The following is a 16,210-nucleotide window of genomic DNA, read 5'->3' as shown; positions in this document are numbered from 1 at the left end:
AGCAGCGCCGGACAAAAGCACCAGCGGCGCTGGCGGCAGGCTTGATGTGGCTCAGCTTTTTGTGGTTTGCACTTCCGTCTGCACAACGGCCTGGGCCTTCACGTCGGCCGCATCGTCCTCGTCGCTGTCCGTGCCCTTGCTGATGCTTTCGCCATCGTCGCGGCGCAGGGTCCAGAAGGTCAGCGAGGACAGCACCGTCAGGGCGGCCAGGGTGAGGAAGGCGTGGTGCAGGGCCGTACTGAGCATGGCGCGGTCCGACTGCGGCATGTCGCCCAGGTACCAGCCCGTGATCAGCGAGCCGAAGGCGAGGCCAAAGCTCATCGACAGTTGCTGCATCGAACTGGCGATGGTGCTGGCCATGCTGGAGTCGCTCTTGTCGACGTCGGCATACGCGATGGTGTTCATGCTGGAAAACTGCAGCGAATTGAAAAAGCCCATGCACAGACTGATGGCGACAATCACGTACAGGGGCGTGCCCGCGCCCACCTGCGAAAACATGGCGATGGTGATGCCGATCAGCACGGTGTTGACGATCAGCACCTGGCGGTAGCCGAAGCGGGCCAGCACGCGCGCGGAAATGAATTTCATGCCCATGGCGGCGGCCGCGGACGGCATCATCAGCAAGCCCGACTGCCAGGCGGGCAAGCCCAGGCCCAGCTGGTACAGCAGCGGCAACAGGAAGGGCAGACCGCCCACGCCCAGGCGCGTGACGAAGCCGCCCACCACCGAGACGCGGAAGGTGCGGATCTTGAACAGGGTCAGGCGCAGCAGCGGGTGCAGCACTTCGCTCGAATGCCAGGCATACGCGGCCAGCAGGCTGATGGAAATGAACAGCAGCACGGCAAACGAGGTGCCGTCGATGCGGTGTTCGCCGAAGATTTCCAGCAGCCACGACAGCAGCGCGATGCCCGTGCCGAACAGTACCAGGCCGATCAGGTCCAGCGGACGCGGCTTATCGCCATAGTAGTCGGGCATGTAGCGGTGCGCCAGATACAGCGCCGCCAGGCCGACAGGCACGTTGACGAAGAAAATCTCGCGCCACGACAGCCAGTGCACGATCAGCCCGCCCACCGTGGGGCCCAGCAGGGGGCCGATCAGGGCAGGGATGATGACGAAATTCATGGCCGCGAGCAATTGCGACTTGGGAAAGGTGCGGATGATGGTGAGCCGGCCCACCGGCATCATCATGGCCGCGCCCACCCCTTGCAGCAGGCGCGCGGCCACCAGCATCGGCGCATTCACGGACAGGCCGCACAGGATGGAAGCGATGGTAAAGATGGCAACGGCGGCGGAAAACACGCGCCGCGTGCCGAAGCGGTCGGCCATCCATCCGCTGATGGGAATGCACACGGCCAGGCTCAGGATGTAGCTGGTGACGACGGCCTTCAGGCTCAGCGGCGTCACATGCAGGCTGGCGGCCATGGCGGGGATGGCGGTGTTGACGATGGTGGAGTCGAGTTGCTCCATGAACAGGGCGGTGGCGACCACCCAGGGAAGGTAGCTTTTAATCGGGGAACTGGTCATGGATGCGAGCCTGAGGAGGTAAGACGGAGCCGACAGTACGATGAATTGTCACATAAATGGCGCCCGCGTGCCGCCCGCGCCATTCATTCTGGCAGTGCGCCGGGGGCATCGTCCATGGAACATTTGTTCCATGGCAATAGATTACTGGCAAGGCTAGCATGTGTTTTCCGGCAGTTCCCCCCCCCCTCCTTCCCGAAAGTCCTATCACATGAAAAATGCACTTACCTTCCTTGCCCTGAGCGCCGCCCTGTCCGCCTGCGGCGGCGGCAGCGATGGCGGTACGCCGGTAGTACCGGTCACGCCGCCCGTCGTGGTCACGCCCGTCGCCGATCCCGTGACGGTCGCCTCGCAAGCGGTCGCGGCCCAGGCTGGCCTGGCCGTGATCGCCGGCGCCAATGCGGACGAGACGGTGTATGACGTGGCGGCCGATATCGGCGACACGTGGCGCATCACGTTCGACAGCGCGAAGAAAACCTACGCGATCCGCGTGCTGTCGACGCAGTTCGGCTTGAGCGACCGCAGCGGCACGTTCAGCGCCGTCACCGTCGGCAATCTCACCACTTACACGGCAACGGATTTCAGCGTCACCGTCGACGCGCGCACGCGTCTTCTTTCGGGCAATATCAAACTGGGTAATATGGTCTCGACCGTCAGCGGCACCGGCTATGCGGTGGGTGACGTGGCCAAGCTGGCCGGCAGCTATATTTTCCTGGGGGCCATGCGCAATGCCTCGAACGGCGGCGACCGTTTCAATCCGAAAGGCAGCCTCAAGGTAGCGGCCGATGGCAGCGCGCAACTGTGTAATGGCGGCGTATTCAATGCGCAAGGCGTGTGCTCCGCGGTATCGCCGCAGCTGGAAGCGGAAAACGCCAGCCTGACCCTGGTCAAGGATGCGAAGAATGGTTTGCTCGTCGCCCGCCAGGGCCAGCAGGATTTCGGCATCGTCCACGTGCATGCGGGGGACCGGGGGCTGGCGCTGTTTATCGACCGCTACAGCCGCAACCAGGAAAACGTGCTGCGCGTGGGCACCATCGTGGCCGCCAAACAACAGAAGATCGGCAGCGAAATCGCCGGCAGTTACGCCTGCGCGGCGCCGGGCATCAGCGCCAAGATCGAGATTGCGGGCAACACCGCCACCTTGACGAATAACACGAGCGGCAAGACGCACGCGGAAACCATCACCGCCAACAAGCTGGGCCTGGGCGCGCAGGCCGTCGATTTCGATGGCATCGCCGTGTTCAAGGACCCGGCCGACGTGCCGGCAGATTACTCGATGTTCATGCCGGTGTCGTCGAGCATGGCGGTCGAGTTTTCGACCGACCGCTCGTATATGGGCACGTGCCTGAAAAATTAAGAGGTGCCGCCACGTGCCTGTGTGAGTAGGTCGGGTTAGCCGGTACGGCGTAACCCGACATCACCATCAGCGTGGCATTCGTTCCAGCGCATCCATCAACGGCATCGCCGCATCGGCAATCCGCTCCAGGCTCGCTTCGCGCAGGGCGGCGGTGTCCACCGTGTGGCCGGAGTCCAGCCCCGCCCAGCGCAGCAGCGCCGCACACGCGGCGGGCGTGTCGAACATGCCGTGCAAGTAGCTGCCGAGGATTTGCCCGTCGCCCGATACGGCGCCTTCCGGCCGCCCGTCGATGACGAAAGCCGGCTGCGCCAGCGCCGCGCCATGCGACATGCCCATGTGGATTTCATAGCCTGACACGGGCGCTTCGGCCGCGCCGGCAAACGCGCAATGGCCGGCGACTTGCTGCAGGCGTTTTTCCGCTGTCAGCTCCGTCACCAGGTCGAGCAAACCCAGTGCCGCTGACTCTCCAGCCGCGCCTTCCACGCCCAGCGGATCGCGCACGCTTTGCCCCAGCATCTGGAAGCCGCCGCAGATGCCGAGCACCTTGCCGCCATAGCGCAGGTGCTTGGCCAGGTAGGCGGGCCAGCCTTGCTGCTGCAGCCAGGCCAGGTCGCCACGCGTGTTCTTGCTGCCGGGCAGGATCACCAGGTCGGCCGGCGGAATCGGCTGCCCCTGCTGGATAAATTGCAGGTCGATGCCGGGGTGGGCGCGCAGCGCGTCGACATCCGTGTGGTTGCTGATGCGCGGCAGTTGCGGCACCACCACCTTGAAGGCGCCCCGTTCGGCTTGCGTCGTTTCGACGGCGTCTTCCGCATCGAGGAACAGGCCTTGCAGGTAGGGCAGCACGGCCAGCACGGGCTTGCCCGTCTGCTGTTCCAGCCACTCGATGCCGGGCGCAAGCAGCGAGATGTCGCCGCGGAAGCGGTTGATGACGAAGCCGACGATGCGTGCGCGTTCGCTGTCGGACAAACACGCCAGAGTGCCGATGATGTGGGCGAAGACGCCGCCCCGGTCGATGTCGGCCACCAGGATCACGGGGCAGTCGACGGCTTCGGCAAAGCCCATGTTGGCGATGTCGCGTGCACGCAGATTGACTTCGGCGGGGCTGCCCGCGCCTTCGACGACGACGACGTCGTACTGCTGGCGCAAGCGCGTAAAGGATTCCAGCACGGCGCCCATGGCGATAGTTTTATATTGCTGGTAGTCGCGCGCATCCATCTCGGCGCGCACCTTGCCGTGGATGATCACTTGCGCGCCCGTGTTCGACGACGGTTTCAAGAGCACCGGATTCATGTCCGTGTGCGGCGCGATGCCGCAGGCCAACGCCTGCAAGGCCTGTGCGCGGCCGATCTCGCCGCCGTCGCTCGTCACCGCGCTGTTCAAGGCCATGTTTTGCGGCTTGAACGGGGCTACCGTCACGCCACGCCGTTTCAATAAGCGGCACAGGGCCGCGACGACGGTGCTCTTGCCCGCGTCGGACGTCGTGCCCTGCACCATCAGGACGGGAAAGGGAAGCTTCATGCCTGCTGCTCCTGCAGATGTTGCCAGCGCGCGATGATGTCGCTGATCTGGCGCAGCCCTTCGGTGATCGCCGCCGGGCCGGGCGACAGGATGTCGGGGGACTTGATCTCGAACAGCATCTGGTTTTTCACGGCGGGAATCGCATCCCAGCCCGGGCGCGCCGCCAGTTGCGTGGGCTGGAACTTCTTGCCGCACCAGCTGGCGAGGATGATGTCGGGCGCGAGTGCGACCACGTCACGGGAATCGGCGATGATGCGTTCCTTTGCGCCGGGCTGCACGGACAATGCCGGGAAGGCGTCCGTGCCGCCGGCGATGGCGATCAGTTCCGCCGCCCAGCCGATGCCGCTCATCAGGGGATCGTTCCACTCTTCAAAGTAAATCACGGGCTTGCGCGTCCACGACATTGCGCGGGCCTGTGCGGCGGCGATGTCCGCGCGCAGGCTGGCGATCAGCAATTTGCCCGCTTCCTCGCGCTGCACCAGCGCGGCCAGCACGGCGATCATGCGCAGGATGCCGTCGACCGTGCGCTGGTTGAACTGGTGTACTTCGATGCCGGCCTTGACCAGGTCGCGGCAGATATCGGCCTGCATGTCGCAAAAGCCGATCACGAGATCCGGCTCCACTGCCAGGATGCGTTCCAGGTTCGTGGATGAAAAGCCGCTGATCTTGGTTTTTTCCTCGCGCGCCCGTGGCGGGCGCACGGTAAAGCCCGAGATCCCCGCGATGACGTCCTCTGCGCCCAGCGCGTACAGCGTTTCCACGGCTTCCGTCGATAAACAGGCGATGCGCTGGTAGTGACTCATTGAGCCGCCTTGGCTGCGGGAGCGCTGCGGCGCTGGCGCGCCGCTTCCAGCTGTTCGCACATGGCGGCCGTGCCTTCGATCATGCGCGGGCCGGCACGGTTCAGCAGGTCGCCATTCAGGCGGAACAGGTTATTTTTGCGCACGGCCGTCATCGACGGGAAGGCGCGCCACATGGTCAGGCCGCCTTCGCTGCGCGGGTCGCTTTTTTCGCTGGTGCCAAAGATGACTTCCGGGTCTTCCTGCAGCACGCCTTCCGGCGTGACGACGGGCGCCACCACCTTCATCGCGGCGAACACATTCTGGCCGCCGCACACGCGCATCGAATCGCTGATGATGCTCGCGCCGCTCAAGGTATATAAAGGTTTGTCCCACACCTGGTAAAACACGCGCACGGGCGGGTGCTGCGCGTATTGCGCCGTCAAGCTGGCCAGTTTGGCGCGCAGCTGGGCGGCGGCCGGTTTGGCGATTTTTTCCGTGCCCATCAGCTGGCCCAGGCGTTCCATGCTGTCGGGGATATCGGCCAGCTTGCGCGGTTCGCTGTGATAGATGGGCACCTTCAGCTGGCGCAGCATGGCGATCTGGCGCTCGGCGCTGCCATGCATCCACACGACGATCAGGTCCGGCTTCATGGCGATGATGCGTTCCATGTCGTACTGGCGGTTGTCGCCCACCTGAGGCAGTTTCTTGGCCGCTTCCGGGTAGTCGCTGTAGCTGACGACGCCGGCGATCTTGTCGCCGCCGCCGGCCGCGAACAGCAGTTCCGTGACGTGCGGCGCCAGCGCCAGGATGCGCTGTGCCGGTTTTGCCACGGTGACGGTATTGCCATCGTCGTCGCGCACGGTGATGGCGGCATGCGTTTGCAACGAGACCAGTCCGGCCAGCAGCAGCGATATTTTCAGGATTTTCATGTGTGCTTCCATGTGGTAAGGGCCTGCTGCAGGCGCAGCCAGGCATGTTCGTCGGGGGGCAGGCCCAGGCGGATGCCGTGGGCGGCGTGGCGGAACAGGCGCACCCAGATGCCCGATTCCGCCATGTGGCGCCAGAACGCTTCGGCGCGTGCTTCCGGCCACCACTGAAACAGCGCCGTGCCGTTGCTGGCGATGCCGTGCGCCGCCAATAACTGGCGCAGGCGGGCGCCTTCGCCGCGCAGGCGCTCGCGCATGGCTTCCTGCCAGCGCGTGTCGTTCAGGGCGGCCAGCGCCACTTGCTGCGCCGGGCCGCTGACGGTCCACGGACCCAGCATGTCGGCCAGCTGTGCCAGCAGCGCGGGATGGGCGGCGACAAAGCCCAGGCGCAGGCCCGCCAGGCCAAAGAATTTGCCCACCGAGCGCAGCACGATCAAGCCTGGCCGATGCGTATGCGGACCCAGGCTGGCGTGTGACTCCGTGTCGCCAAACGCTTCATCGACCACCAGCCAGCCGCCGCGCGCGGCCAGCTTGCCGGCCCACTCCAGCAGCAGTTCCGGTGCGATGCGTTCGCCCGTGGGATTGTTCGGGTTGCAGATCACCAGCACGTCGCAGTGGTCGACGGCATCGGCAAGCAGCGCATACGGCACTTGCCGCAACTGGTGGCCGTGCTGGCCCCAGTGGTGCGCATGTTCCGCATACGACGGCGCGGCCACGACCACGCGCGACGGTGCGCGCAGCCGGGGCAGGTCCTGGATGGCGGCTTGCGTGCCTGCCACGGGCAGCATGGCCGGCGCGTCGTAATACGCGCAGGCGGCGGCCGCCAGCGCGGGATCGGCTTCCGGCAGCCGGTGCCAGGCGTTGGCGTCGGGTGATGGCGCCGCATACCAGTGCGGATTGATGCCGGTCGACAGGTCGATCCAGTCGGCGATCGGCCGGTCGTATTCACGCGCCGCGTCGCGCAGATTGCCGCCATGTTCAAGCAAGATACTTCCCTTTCAGGTAAAACAGGCCCGCCAGCAGCGCCACCCAGATCAGCCACAAGACAGCCGTTTCGGCGACCAGGCGCCAGGCGCGGTCGATGTCGCGCGCTTCCGCGGGACGGCCGGCGCCCAAAGGCGGGCGGCGTTCCAGTTCGCCGTCATAGATGGCGTCGCCGCCCAGGGCCAGGCCCAGGGCGCCGGCGCCGCTGGCCATCACGGGCCCCGCATTCGGGCTGCCCCAATTGGGCGCCTGCGTGCGCCAGCAGTGCCATGCGTTTTTTTTGTCCGCCATGCTCTTGCCCAGCAAGACATAGGACAAGGCCGTCAGACGCGCCGGCAGGTAATTGAGGATGTCGTCGATGCGCGCGCCGCAGCAGCCGAACCAGTCGTAGCGCGCATTGCGGTAGCCCCACATGGCGTCGAGGGTATTGGCCAGCCTGAAAAGCACGGCGCCGGGGCCGCCCGCCACGGCAAACCAGAACAGGGTGCCGAAGACGGCGTCGTTGCCGTTTTCCAGCAAGGACTCCGTGCTGGCCTTGGCCAGGCTGGCCGCATCGGCATTGGCCGTGTCGCGGCTGACGATGCGCGCCGTCAGCAGGCGCGCGTTGTCCAGGTCATCGATGGCCAGGGCATCGGCGATCGGTTGATTGTGGTCGCGCAGGCTGCGCAAGCCGAGGCACAGATACAGCAAAAGGACGTGCAAGGCCGCCCCGGCCAGGCCGCACAGCCACCAGGCGGCATAGCTGATTGGCAGCACGGCCAGCGACCAGGCCAGCGCGCCGCGCAGGAAACGCCCACGGCCCCGGTTCAGCAGGCGTTCGAGCGCGCTGGCGAGGCGGCCAAAACCCACCAGCGGATGCCAGCGGCGCGTTTCTCCCAGCAGCATGTCGAGCAGCACGCCGGCCGCCATCAAGGCGGCCAGCATGGGCAGCGACAGGCCGCTCAGCATGGGCCGCCTTTCAGGTACAGCGGCAAGCCGGCGGCAACAAAGACAGCCTTGTCGCACACGGCGGCCACGGCCTGGTTCAAGCGGCCCGCTTCATCGGTGAAGCAGCGCGAGATGGCGCCGTAGGGGACGATGCCCATGCCCACTTCATTCGAGACGAGCACGAGGTCGCAGCCGGTGTCTTCGATTTCGGCCAGCGCGTACAGCAGATGCGCGCGCTCGCTGTGGAACAGTTCGGGCAGGGCCAGGTCGCCCACGTCCGGATACGTCGCGCCGCCGGAAAACATCAGATTCGTCAGCCACAAAGTCAGGCAGTCGACCAGCAGCAGCCTGCCGGGCCGTGCTTGCCGCAGGATGGTGTCGCCCAGGCGCAGCGGTTCTTCGATAGTCACCCACCCGGCCGGGCGTTGCGCACGGTGATGCGTGATGCGCGTGGCCATCTCGTCATCGCCCGCCTGCGCGGTGGCGATGTAGAGCACTTCCTTGCCGGACTCGCGGGCCAGCTTTTCGGCATAGGCGCTCTTGCCGGAGCGGGCGCCGCCGAAGACCAGGGTGCGCGTCATGGCGCTGTTACCACTCGGTGCCGATTTGTGCGCCGATGCCGGCCGCGTACGCATGCTTGACGACGGCCATTTCGGTGACGGTGTCGGCGATGGCGATCAATTCGTCCGGCGCGCCGCGGCCCGTGATGACCACGTGCTGCATGGCCGGGCGTTCCAGCAGGTCGGCGATGACTTTATGCACGTCGAGGTAGTTGTACTTGAGGGCGATATTGAGTTCGTCGAACAGCACCAAGCCGTAGCTGGGGTCGGCCAGGAAGGTTTTCGCCTGCTCCCATGCCAGTTCGGCTTTTTCGATGTCGCGTTCGCGGTTCTGCGTTTCCCAGGTATAGCCTTCGCCCATCGCATGAAAACTGATTTCATCGGGGAAGCGGCGCAGGAATTTTTCTTCGCCCGTCGACATGGCGCCCTTGATGAACTGCACCACGCCCACTTTCATGCCGTGGCCCATGGCGCGGATGGCCATGCCGAAGCCGCTCGAACTCTTGCCCTTGCCGTTGCCCGTGTTGACGATGATGATGCCGATTTCCTTGTCGGCCTTGGCGATGGCCGCGTCGATGATGGCTTTTTTTCTCTCCATGCGCACGCGGTGGCGTTCGTTGATTGCGGCTGTTTCTACGTCGATAGGTTTGTTGTCGCTCATGTCTGATCCTCTTTCGGTATGAATATCTTGCGTTTGCCGTGATCGATGATTTCGATAGGGTGGCCCAGGTAGTCGCCCAGGATGGAGGCCTGCATCACCTCGGCCACGGGGCCGGCCAGCCAGCCGCCGTCGCCCATCAGCAGCAGCGCATGGGTCGAGACGCTGTGCGCCAGGTTCAGGTTATGGCCGACCATGACCACGGTTTTATTCTGTTCGCGGCACAGCCTGGCCAGCAGGCCCATGACGCTGACTTGGTGCGCCAGGTCCAGTGCGTTGGCCGGTTCATCCAGCAGCAGCAGGGGCGTGTCCTGTGCCAGCATGGCGGCGATCGCCACGCGCTGGCGTTCGCCGCCGGACAGGCTGCGCACGTCGCGCTCGGCCAGGTGGTCCACTTCCATCGAGGCCAGTGCCGCCAGGGCGATGCGCTGGTCGTCGCTGCCTTCCCAGTAATGGTTGTCGTGATACGGGTGGCGCGCCGACAGCACGGTTTCGATGACGCGGTACGAGAACGCGTCGTGCCGCGCCTGCGCGAGGAAGGCCCGTTCGCGCGCCAGTGCTTCCAGTGGCCAGTCGATCAGGGCGCGGCCCTGTATCGTCACGTGGCCGGCATCCGGTTCGCGCAAGCCGGCCAGGGTGCGCAGCAAAGTACTTTTGCCGGCGCCGTTGCGGCCGATGACACTCCAGCATTCACCGTCTTTTATCTGCCAGGTGAGGTTTTCCACGAGGCAGCGCGTGCCCGCCTTCAGGCCCAGTTGGTAGGTGCGTATCATGCTTTTTTCATCTCCTGCGCAGCCGGTGCAGTTGGTACAGGAAGACGGGCGCACCGATCATGGCTGTCACCACGCCGACGGGCAACTGCAATGGCGCCAGCACGGTGCGCGCCAGCGTATCTGCCAGGACGAGGAAGGTGCCGCCGGCCAGCGCGGCGGCCGGTATCAGCAGGCGATGATCGGGGCCGCAGGCGAAGCGCAGCGCGTGCGGCACGATAAGTCCGACGAAGCCCACGCTGCCGGCGCTGGTGACGGCGCTGGCCGTGAGCAGGCCGGAACAGAAAAACAGGCCCTTGCGCAGGGCGCCCACGCGTACGCCCAGGGTGCTGGCCGCTTCCGCGTGCAGGGCCATGACGTTGAGCGAACGCGCGCAGCGCAGCGCAAAGACCATGGCGCCGGCCAACACCAGCCAGGGCATCAGCCGCGCGGGCGCGCCGGACAGGTCGCCGATCATCCAGAACACCATGCTGCGCAAGCGGCTTTCCGGGGCGATGGAGAGCATCAGGGTGACGATGGCCATGCAGGCCGAGGCCAGGATCACGCCCGTCAGCAGCAACAGCGAGGCGCCGCCTTCGGCCGCCGTGCCGCCGCGCAGGTCGCGCCGGGCAAAGAAGTACAGCAGCATGGACACGCCGACGGCGCCGGCGAAGGCGGCCGCGTCGACGACCCACAGCGCGCACATGAACAGCAGCGCGGCCAGCGCGCCGACGGAAGCGCCGGCGGAAATGCCCAGCACGTAAGGATCGGCCAGGGGATTGCGCAGCAGCGCCTGCATCATCAGGCCCGCCAGCGACAGCGCCGCGCCGGTGACAAAGGCGGTCAGCGCGCGGCCCAGGCGCAGGTCGAGCAGGGTGGCGGCGAGGGTATCGGTCTTGCCCTGCACGACATGGAACAGGGCGGAAGGCAGGTCGGCGAGCGGAATCGCGATCGAGCCGATCATGCCTGAGAAAATCAGGCTGGCAATCGCGCACACGATCAGCACCGTGAGGATCACGGTGGCGCGGTGGCGCATGTTGCGGGAAAATGGGTGCATGTACTGCCTCAGGTGAAACGGGTGCGGTGCAAGTGGCTTTGGAGTGCTTCTGATGCGTTGGTGGGACGTATACAAAAAATGGCCCGCATGCGATTGCGCGTACGGGCCATTGTAATCATCTCCGGGCCGATTTAGAAATCGTAGCGTGCCGAGAGTTTCATCTGACGGCCATTGCTAGGATAGATGCCGCCTTTGCAGCTGTAGGCGTTGGTGAAGTACTGCTTGTCGGTCAGATTCAAGGCATTGACCGCCACTTCCCAGGCGCCGAACTTGCGTGCATAGCGGGCGTCGAACGTCGTGAACGATGGCACCTTGGCATTGCAGGTATTGGCAAAATCGCTGCCATAGCGCTGGCTGTCCACCCATTGCGCGCCGATGTCCGCGCTCTGGCCATCTTTCGGTACCCACGACAGCCGTGCCGACAGGGTGTTTTTCGGGATCAGTGTCAGTTCCTTGCCCGAGTTGACGCCTTCGGTGAAAGTCGCTTTCACGTGCTGGTAATGACCGCTGACGCGCCAGTCAGCGGCGATGTTGGTGCTGGCATCGAGTTCGAAGCCTTGATGTTTGGTCGGATCCAGATTGGTGTTGGCACCCCAGCCGGAGGCGCCTGCCGTTGGATCATAGTAGATCTCGTTGGTCAGCTTGTGGCGGAAGACGCGTGCGTCGACCTTGACGATGCTGTTGTCGTAGGTCGCACCCAGTTCCAGGTCGTGCGAGGTCTGGCCTTGCAAGGGCTTGTTGGCAACCGGTGTCGAACCGTTTTCATCGGCGGTAGCCACGCGATAGCTTTGACCAGCCTTGGCGTACAGATTCACCTGCGGCATGACATCGAAGCTGCCTTGCACGTCCCAGGCATTGAAGTTCTGCTTGACGTTGTAGGCCGTTGTGGAGAACGAAAGAGGATCAGTAAAGTCCTTATCGAAGGTTTCGTGGCGTACGCCAGCAGCGACGCGGAAGTTTTTCGGGCCGGCGAATTTCAGTTCATCGCGCACATAGAATGCCTGCGATTTCTGCTTTGCCTTGGCTTGGGAGTACGAAGCGTCGACTGCCAGATCCCACTTGATGAAGTCCGCTCCGGCGACGATTTCATTGAGCATGCCGTCGAACTGGCCCAGGTGGCGCAGACGCGGGGAGAATTGGTTTTGCTTGGTCTTGCGTTCCGATGCGGAAGGGCCGAAGATGCTGAAATAGGTGGACTTGGCTGTCTTTTCGCGATGCGACAGTTCTGCTGCCAGATCAATGGTGCCCAGGCGGCCTTCGGCGAAGGCTGTGTAGCGGTCGCTGTCGACCGAGCCGAAATCTTTCGGTGTTTTCGCCTGGCGCGGATTGTCTTCAAACTGGGCCAGTGTGATCGATCCAGGGAAACGGCTATCCTGACGCGTACTGTCGATACGCACACCGGCACGGACATCTTTGTCCTGCCATTGCGCGCCGCCGCCGAAATTGGTCTGCTTGTATTCGTTATTGTCGCGATAGTTGTCGGTTTCCTGCTTGCCGACAGCGGCATCGAGAGTGACGTTATTCCAGGTCTGGGCTACGGAGCCGCGCACTTCGCGCTGGCCCAGTTGGCCCACTTCGGCAAAGACCGTACCGCGGCCAGCCTGCTTGCCTGGACGTTTGGTGACGATGTTGATCACGCCGCCCGTGGCGCCGTCGCCATACAGGACGCTGCTACCGCCACGAGTGATCTCTATGCGTTCCACGCTATCGATGGGAATGCTGGCCAGGATTGGATCGGTCAGCTCATTTTCCGACAGGCGCACGCCATCGAGGACCACGACCGTGTTCTGGCTGGCGGTGGCACCGAAGCCGCGCAGGTCGAGGGTAAAGTCGGGGCTGCCGGTGAGGCTTTGACGGCCGTATACGCCGCCGATCTTGCGGATAGCCTGGTTCACATCGCTGATGCCAGCACGACGGATTTCATCAGCCGTGATGACGGTGGCGCCGATCGGCTGCAGTGCCGGGTCGCTGTTGAAGCGGGAACCCGTCACGACGATCTGGTCCAGCGTTTTGTTTGCGGTTTGCGCGAATGCAGGAGCGGCGGCGATAAAGCACAGGGAAATGGCGGAAACCAGGGCGCGCGGCGCCATTGCCGGCACGCGGCGGTCTAATACAGGAGCAGTCATGATATCGTTTTCTTCGGAAAAAGCACCTAGCTCGCGTCCCCGCAAGCCAGATTCAACGGAAGGCGCGGCGCCCTGTAAGGCCCGCACTTCCACCTGTCCTGGCCGGTATCCGGGCTGGCAAGTACGGCTATCCCACCTTCCCATGCTCGATGATTGCAAGCACAGTGGTTGTCAGAGATAGCTTGTCGTCCGCCTCCTGTTGGGAGGGACGACACTTGCTTACCGTTGCGGGGGCAGCACACGTTCGCCGCAGGCGCGGCATCGTGTTTCCCGTTTAACTGCGCTCATGGACATGAGCGCGGGCACCAAAACCCGGTCATTATACGTGCAGTGGGCGTGGACTGACATGGCTGGCTGGACGATTCGCTATCAGAAATCGATGACGACCGTCGCACCATAGGCGATTTTGTGGGCGGAATGGGCGGCCAGCAGGGCCGTTTCCTCCAATGGCAGCCGCGCCTGCAATGCCGACAGCAGGCGGATGGTGCCCGCATGGCAGATGATGACCGCCGTGTCGTGTTGTTCGCGCAACAGATCGCCTAAAAATGCATCGACGCGGGCAGCCATCGCCAGCACATTTTCGCCGCCGCCGGGGCGGTACCAGGCCAGGTCCGCGGCCCAGGCATCGATGTGCGCGCGCGCAATCGCGTGCCAGGGCTGCATTTCCCATGTGCCGAAATCCATTTCGGCCAGCCGGGCATCAAAGTGCAATTCGCTCGCGGGCAGATCCTGCGCCAGGGCCGTCGCCAGGCTGGCGCAGCGGCGCAGCGGACTGGCGTAGAGCGGCACACCGGGTGGCAAGGTCGCTTGCAGATGGGCGCGCACCCTCGCGATTTCATGCGGCGCCACCGCCACGTCGCTGCGGCCATAGCAGGTGCCGCTGGTCACCTGCGGCGTGGGGTGGCGAACGAGGATCAGGCGCATGGTGTCAATAGAAGCGTGTAGGCGGCTGAAAGCTGGAAAGGATGGCCAGGTAAATCGCCACTTCCGCCAGTTGCTGCACGGCGCCCAGGCAGTCGCCCGTGTAGCCTTGCAGGCGGCGCTGGCATTTGCGGCCCAGCCAGAATGCGGCCGCTGCCGCCGCGACGATGGCAAAGACCAGCGCCGCCCAGTCAACTATCCCCAGCAGGGCGCAGGCGATGGCAGGCAGCAGGGCGCAGACGGCGGCGATGATGAATTCCCCCGTCGTCATTTCCTGCGCCATCGGTTTAGCCTTGCCTTCGTCGCGCGCATAGTCCATGAGCCAGATCAGCGAGACGGCGGCCAGGCGCGAGAGCGGATGGGCGATGAACAGGGTCGCCACCACGGAGGCAGGCGGCAGCGAGGCGAGCGCCGCGCACTTGATGGCCAGCAGGCAGACGATGCCGATGGCGCCATAGGCGCCGATGCGCGAATCCTTCATGATTTCCAGCACCCGCTCGCGCGTCAGGCCTCCGCCGAAGCCGTCGCACATGTCGGCAAAACCGTCTTCATGGAAGGCGCCCGTCAGGTAGATGCCGGCGGCGACGGCCAGCAGCACGGCCACCGCCGAAGGCAGGAGCCAGCTGGCCAGCAGATACACGGCGCCGCTGATGGCCGCCACCACCACGCCGACCAGCGGAAAGTAGCGCGAGGCGTGTTGCAGCCAGGCCGGCTCGAAACCCACCCAGCGGGGGATCGGCAGGCGCGTGAAGAACTGCAGCGCGATAAAGAACAGGCGGCACTGATGGACTGCGGCGGAAACGGGGTTGCTCATGATCTTAGTCTGGCGTGGACTTTTCGCTGACCTGGGCCGAGGCAAACGTGGCCATTTCGCGCATGAAGTTGACGGCCGCGTGCAGCAGCGGCAAGGCCAGCGCCGATCCCGTGCCTTCACCGAGGCGCAAATCGAGGTGCAGCAGCGGACGCGCATCCAGGCTGGCCAGCAACTGGCGGTGGCCGTTTTCATCGGAGCAGTGCGAAAACACGCAGTAATCGAGGATGGCTGGCTGCAAACGGGCCGCCACCAGCAGGGCGCTGCTGACGATGAAGCCGTCGATCAGCAGAATCATGCGCCGTTCGGCTGCCTTGAGCATGGCGCCGGCCATCATGGCGATCTCGAAACCGCCAAAGGTGGCCAGCACGTCGAGCGGCTCATGGATTGCCGCATGATGGGCGACGGCTGCCTCGATCACCTGCTGCTTGTGCAATATGCCTTCCTTGGACAGGCCTGTGCCGGCACCGACGCAGTCGGCAACCGGCGTTTGCGTCAGCTTGTGCATCAGTGCGGCAGCCGCCGTGGTATTGCCGATGCCCATTTCGCCAAAGCCCAGCACATTGCCGTCCAAGGTGGCGGCCAGGTCCATGCCCGCCTGCATGGCGGCCAGGCATTGTTCCTGGCTCATGGCGGGTTCATTGGCAAAGTTGCGGGTGCCGGGAGCTTGCTTGCGGTCCAGCAGGCCGTCGCGCGGGCCGAAATCGTGGTTCACGCCGGCGTCTACTATATAGAGGGCGCAATCGGCCTGGCGGGCAAAGACATTGATCGCGGCGCCGTTGCCGAGGAAGTTCTCCACCATTTGCCAGGTCACGCTTTGCGGATAGGCGGAAATGCCTTCCGCAACGACGCCATGGTCGGCCGCAAAAACGATGATGGCCGGCTGGCGCAATGCCAGTTGCGTGCTTTGCTGGATCAGGCCGATCTGGCGCGCCAGGGTTTCCAGCATGCCGAGACTGCCCAGCGGCTTGGTCTTGCTATTGATGGCGTGTTCGAGGGCGCTGGCCAGGGCGGGATTGGCGGTGGGGACGATGTGTGGGATAGGCATGGAAGTCAAGGTGATGGGGCAGGGGATTGTCGGCACTACGATATCACACAGCAATATTTGCCCAGCCGCAAATTAGCGCTTGCGACCCGCGCGGCGCAGGGCTATAATTCGCCCCCTCGCTGAACGACGCATGCAAATGCCGAGTAAAGCAGGGTAAAAAAGAAGGTTGACGAATTAGCCGAAACGCTTCATACTCTTCCTTCTTCGCAGCTGACAAACACAACGCTTTGTCGATAGCGCGAAAGTAGCACCGAATACAGTT

At 64.4% G+C, this 16,210-nt stretch carries 15 protein-coding genes and 1 riboswitch; of the genes, 1 reads left to right on the top strand and 14 read right to left on the bottom strand.

Annotated elements, in window-relative coordinates; genetic code table 11:
- Positions 1-51: 51 nt before the first annotated feature.
- The gene (locus tag IGS60_RS22755; protein WP_230506293.1) at positions 52-1,524 is read right to left on the bottom strand and encodes a DHA2 family efflux MFS transporter permease subunit; all 1,473 of its coding nucleotides are present in this window, start codon (positions 1,522-1,524) and stop codon (positions 52-54) included.
- Positions 1,525-1,732: 208 nt separating this feature from the next.
- Here IGS60_RS22755 and IGS60_RS22750 point away from each other — a divergent pair, with 208 nt between their 5' ends.
- Positions 1,733-2,878: a hypothetical protein gene (locus tag IGS60_RS22750; protein WP_230506292.1), complete on the top strand. Its 1,146-nt coding sequence runs from the start codon at positions 1,733-1,735 to the stop codon at positions 2,876-2,878.
- A 66-nt stretch (positions 2,879-2,944) separates the two neighbouring features.
- Here the strand turns inward: IGS60_RS22750 and IGS60_RS22745 are convergent, their stop codons facing one another.
- The 13 genes from IGS60_RS22745 to cobT all read right to left on the bottom strand — a co-directional run bounded on the left by IGS60_RS22745 (position 2,945) and on the right by cobT (position 15,948).
- A complete protein-coding gene (locus tag IGS60_RS22745; RefSeq protein WP_230506291.1) occupies positions 2,945-4,399 on the bottom strand; it encodes a cobyric acid synthase in 1,455 nt (484 codons plus the stop codon).
- Positions 4,396-5,202, bottom strand: a complete 807-nt coding sequence (locus IGS60_RS22740) for an ABC transporter substrate-binding protein (protein ID WP_230506290.1) — start codon at positions 5,200-5,202, stop codon at positions 4,396-4,398. The genes IGS60_RS22745 and IGS60_RS22740 overlap by 4 nt, the downstream gene beginning before the upstream one ends.
- Positions 5,199-6,110, bottom strand: coding sequence for a cobalamin-binding protein (locus IGS60_RS22735; protein WP_230506289.1), 912 nt, complete (start codon positions 6,108-6,110; stop codon positions 5,199-5,201). The genes IGS60_RS22740 and IGS60_RS22735 overlap by 4 nt, the downstream gene beginning before the upstream one ends.
- Entirely contained in the window at positions 6,107-7,093 is a 987-nt protein-coding gene (gene cobD, locus IGS60_RS22730; RefSeq protein WP_230506288.1) for a threonine-phosphate decarboxylase CobD, read from the bottom strand. Before cobD ends, IGS60_RS22735 begins: the two co-directional genes overlap by 4 nt.
- On the bottom strand, positions 7,086-8,039 hold the full coding sequence (cbiB, locus tag IGS60_RS22725; RefSeq protein ID WP_121668516.1) for an adenosylcobinamide-phosphate synthase CbiB: 954 nt from the start codon (positions 8,037-8,039) through the stop codon (positions 7,086-7,088). The genes cobD and cbiB overlap by 8 nt, the downstream gene beginning before the upstream one ends.
- Entirely contained in the window at positions 8,033-8,599 is a 567-nt protein-coding gene (cobU, locus tag IGS60_RS22720; RefSeq protein WP_070290218.1) for a bifunctional adenosylcobinamide kinase/adenosylcobinamide-phosphate guanylyltransferase, read from the bottom strand. Before cobU ends, cbiB begins: the two co-directional genes overlap by 7 nt.
- Positions 8,600-8,606: 7 nt before the next feature.
- A complete protein-coding gene (cobO, locus tag IGS60_RS22715) occupies positions 8,607-9,239 on the bottom strand; it encodes a cob(I)yrinic acid a,c-diamide adenosyltransferase (protein ID WP_070219379.1) in 633 nt (210 codons plus the stop codon).
- Positions 9,236-10,009 carry an ABC transporter ATP-binding protein gene (locus IGS60_RS22710; RefSeq protein ID WP_230506287.1) on the bottom strand — a complete coding sequence of 258 codons (774 nt, stop codon included), beginning with the start codon at positions 10,007-10,009 and terminating at the stop codon, positions 9,236-9,238. The genes cobO and IGS60_RS22710 overlap by 4 nt, the downstream gene beginning before the upstream one ends.
- A gap of 7 nt (positions 10,010-10,016) precedes the next feature.
- Positions 10,017-11,042: an iron ABC transporter permease gene (locus IGS60_RS22705; protein WP_230506286.1), complete on the bottom strand. Its 1,026-nt coding sequence runs from the start codon at positions 11,040-11,042 to the stop codon at positions 10,017-10,019.
- A gap of 131 nt (positions 11,043-11,173) precedes the next feature.
- Positions 11,174-13,168: a TonB-dependent receptor gene (locus tag IGS60_RS22700; RefSeq protein WP_230506285.1), complete on the bottom strand. Its 1,995-nt coding sequence runs from the start codon at positions 13,166-13,168 to the stop codon at positions 11,174-11,176.
- Positions 13,169-13,250: 82 nt separating this feature from the next.
- A riboswitch (cobalamin riboswitch) is annotated at positions 13,251-13,493 on the bottom strand.
- A 44-nt stretch (positions 13,494-13,537) separates the two neighbouring features.
- Positions 13,538-14,092 (bottom strand): histidine phosphatase family protein, encoded by a 555-nt coding sequence (locus tag IGS60_RS22695; RefSeq protein ID WP_230506284.1) that lies wholly within the window; start codon positions 14,090-14,092, stop codon positions 13,538-13,540.
- A gap of 4 nt (positions 14,093-14,096) precedes the next feature.
- On the bottom strand, positions 14,097-14,903 hold the full coding sequence (locus IGS60_RS22690; protein WP_230506283.1) for an adenosylcobinamide-GDP ribazoletransferase: 807 nt from the start codon (positions 14,901-14,903) through the stop codon (positions 14,097-14,099).
- A 4-nt stretch (positions 14,904-14,907) separates the two neighbouring features.
- A complete protein-coding gene (gene cobT, locus IGS60_RS22685) occupies positions 14,908-15,948 on the bottom strand; it encodes a nicotinate-nucleotide--dimethylbenzimidazole phosphoribosyltransferase (protein WP_230506282.1) in 1,041 nt (346 codons plus the stop codon).
- Positions 15,949-16,210: the final 262 nt, after the last annotated feature.

Origin of the sequence: Janthinobacterium sp. FW305-128 (assembly GCF_020858135.1) — a bacterium.
GTDB lineage: Bacteria > Pseudomonadota > Gammaproteobacteria > Burkholderiales > Burkholderiaceae_D > Janthinobacterium.
This window is presented reverse-complemented; position numbering and strand designations above follow the sequence as displayed.

Coding starts and splice junctions, on each gene's coding strand:
- IGS60_RS22755 (WP_230506293.1), bottom strand. CDS start 1,524: ATGACCAGTTCCCCGATTAAAAGCTACCTTCCCTGGGTGGTCGCCACC.
- IGS60_RS22750 (WP_230506292.1), top strand. CDS start 1,733: ATGAAAAATGCACTTACCTTCCTTGCCCTGAGCGCCGCCCTGTCCGCC.
- IGS60_RS22745 (WP_230506291.1), bottom strand. CDS start 4,399: ATGAAGCTTCCCTTTCCCGTCCTGATGGTGCAGGGCACGACGTCCGAC.
- IGS60_RS22740 (WP_230506290.1), bottom strand. CDS start 5,202: ATGAGTCACTACCAGCGCATCGCCTGTTTATCGACGGAAGCCGTGGAA.
- IGS60_RS22735 (WP_230506289.1), bottom strand. CDS start 6,110: ATGAAAATCCTGAAAATATCGCTGCTGCTGGCCGGACTGGTCTCGTTG.
- cbiB (WP_121668516.1), bottom strand. CDS start 8,039: ATGCTGAGCGGCCTGTCGCTGCCCATGCTGGCCGCCTTGATGGCGGCC.
- cobU (WP_070290218.1), bottom strand. CDS start 8,599: ATGACGCGCACCCTGGTCTTCGGCGGCGCCCGCTCCGGCAAGAGCGCC.
- cobO (WP_070219379.1), bottom strand. CDS start 9,239: ATGAGCGACAACAAACCTATCGACGTAGAAACAGCCGCAATCAACGAA.
- IGS60_RS22710 (WP_230506287.1), bottom strand. CDS start 10,009: ATGATACGCACCTACCAACTGGGCCTGAAGGCGGGCACGCGCTGCCTC.
- IGS60_RS22705 (WP_230506286.1), bottom strand. CDS start 11,042: ATGCACCCATTTTCCCGCAACATGCGCCACCGCGCCACCGTGATCCTC.
- IGS60_RS22700 (WP_230506285.1), bottom strand. CDS start 13,168: ATGACTGCTCCTGTATTAGACCGCCGCGTGCCGGCAATGGCGCCGCGC.
- IGS60_RS22695 (WP_230506284.1), bottom strand. CDS start 14,092: ATGCGCCTGATCCTCGTTCGCCACCCCACGCCGCAGGTGACCAGCGGC.
- IGS60_RS22690 (WP_230506283.1), bottom strand. CDS start 14,903: ATGAGCAACCCCGTTTCCGCCGCAGTCCATCAGTGCCGCCTGTTCTTT.
- cobT (WP_230506282.1), bottom strand. CDS start 15,948: ATGCCTATCCCACACATCGTCCCCACCGCCAATCCCGCCCTGGCCAGC.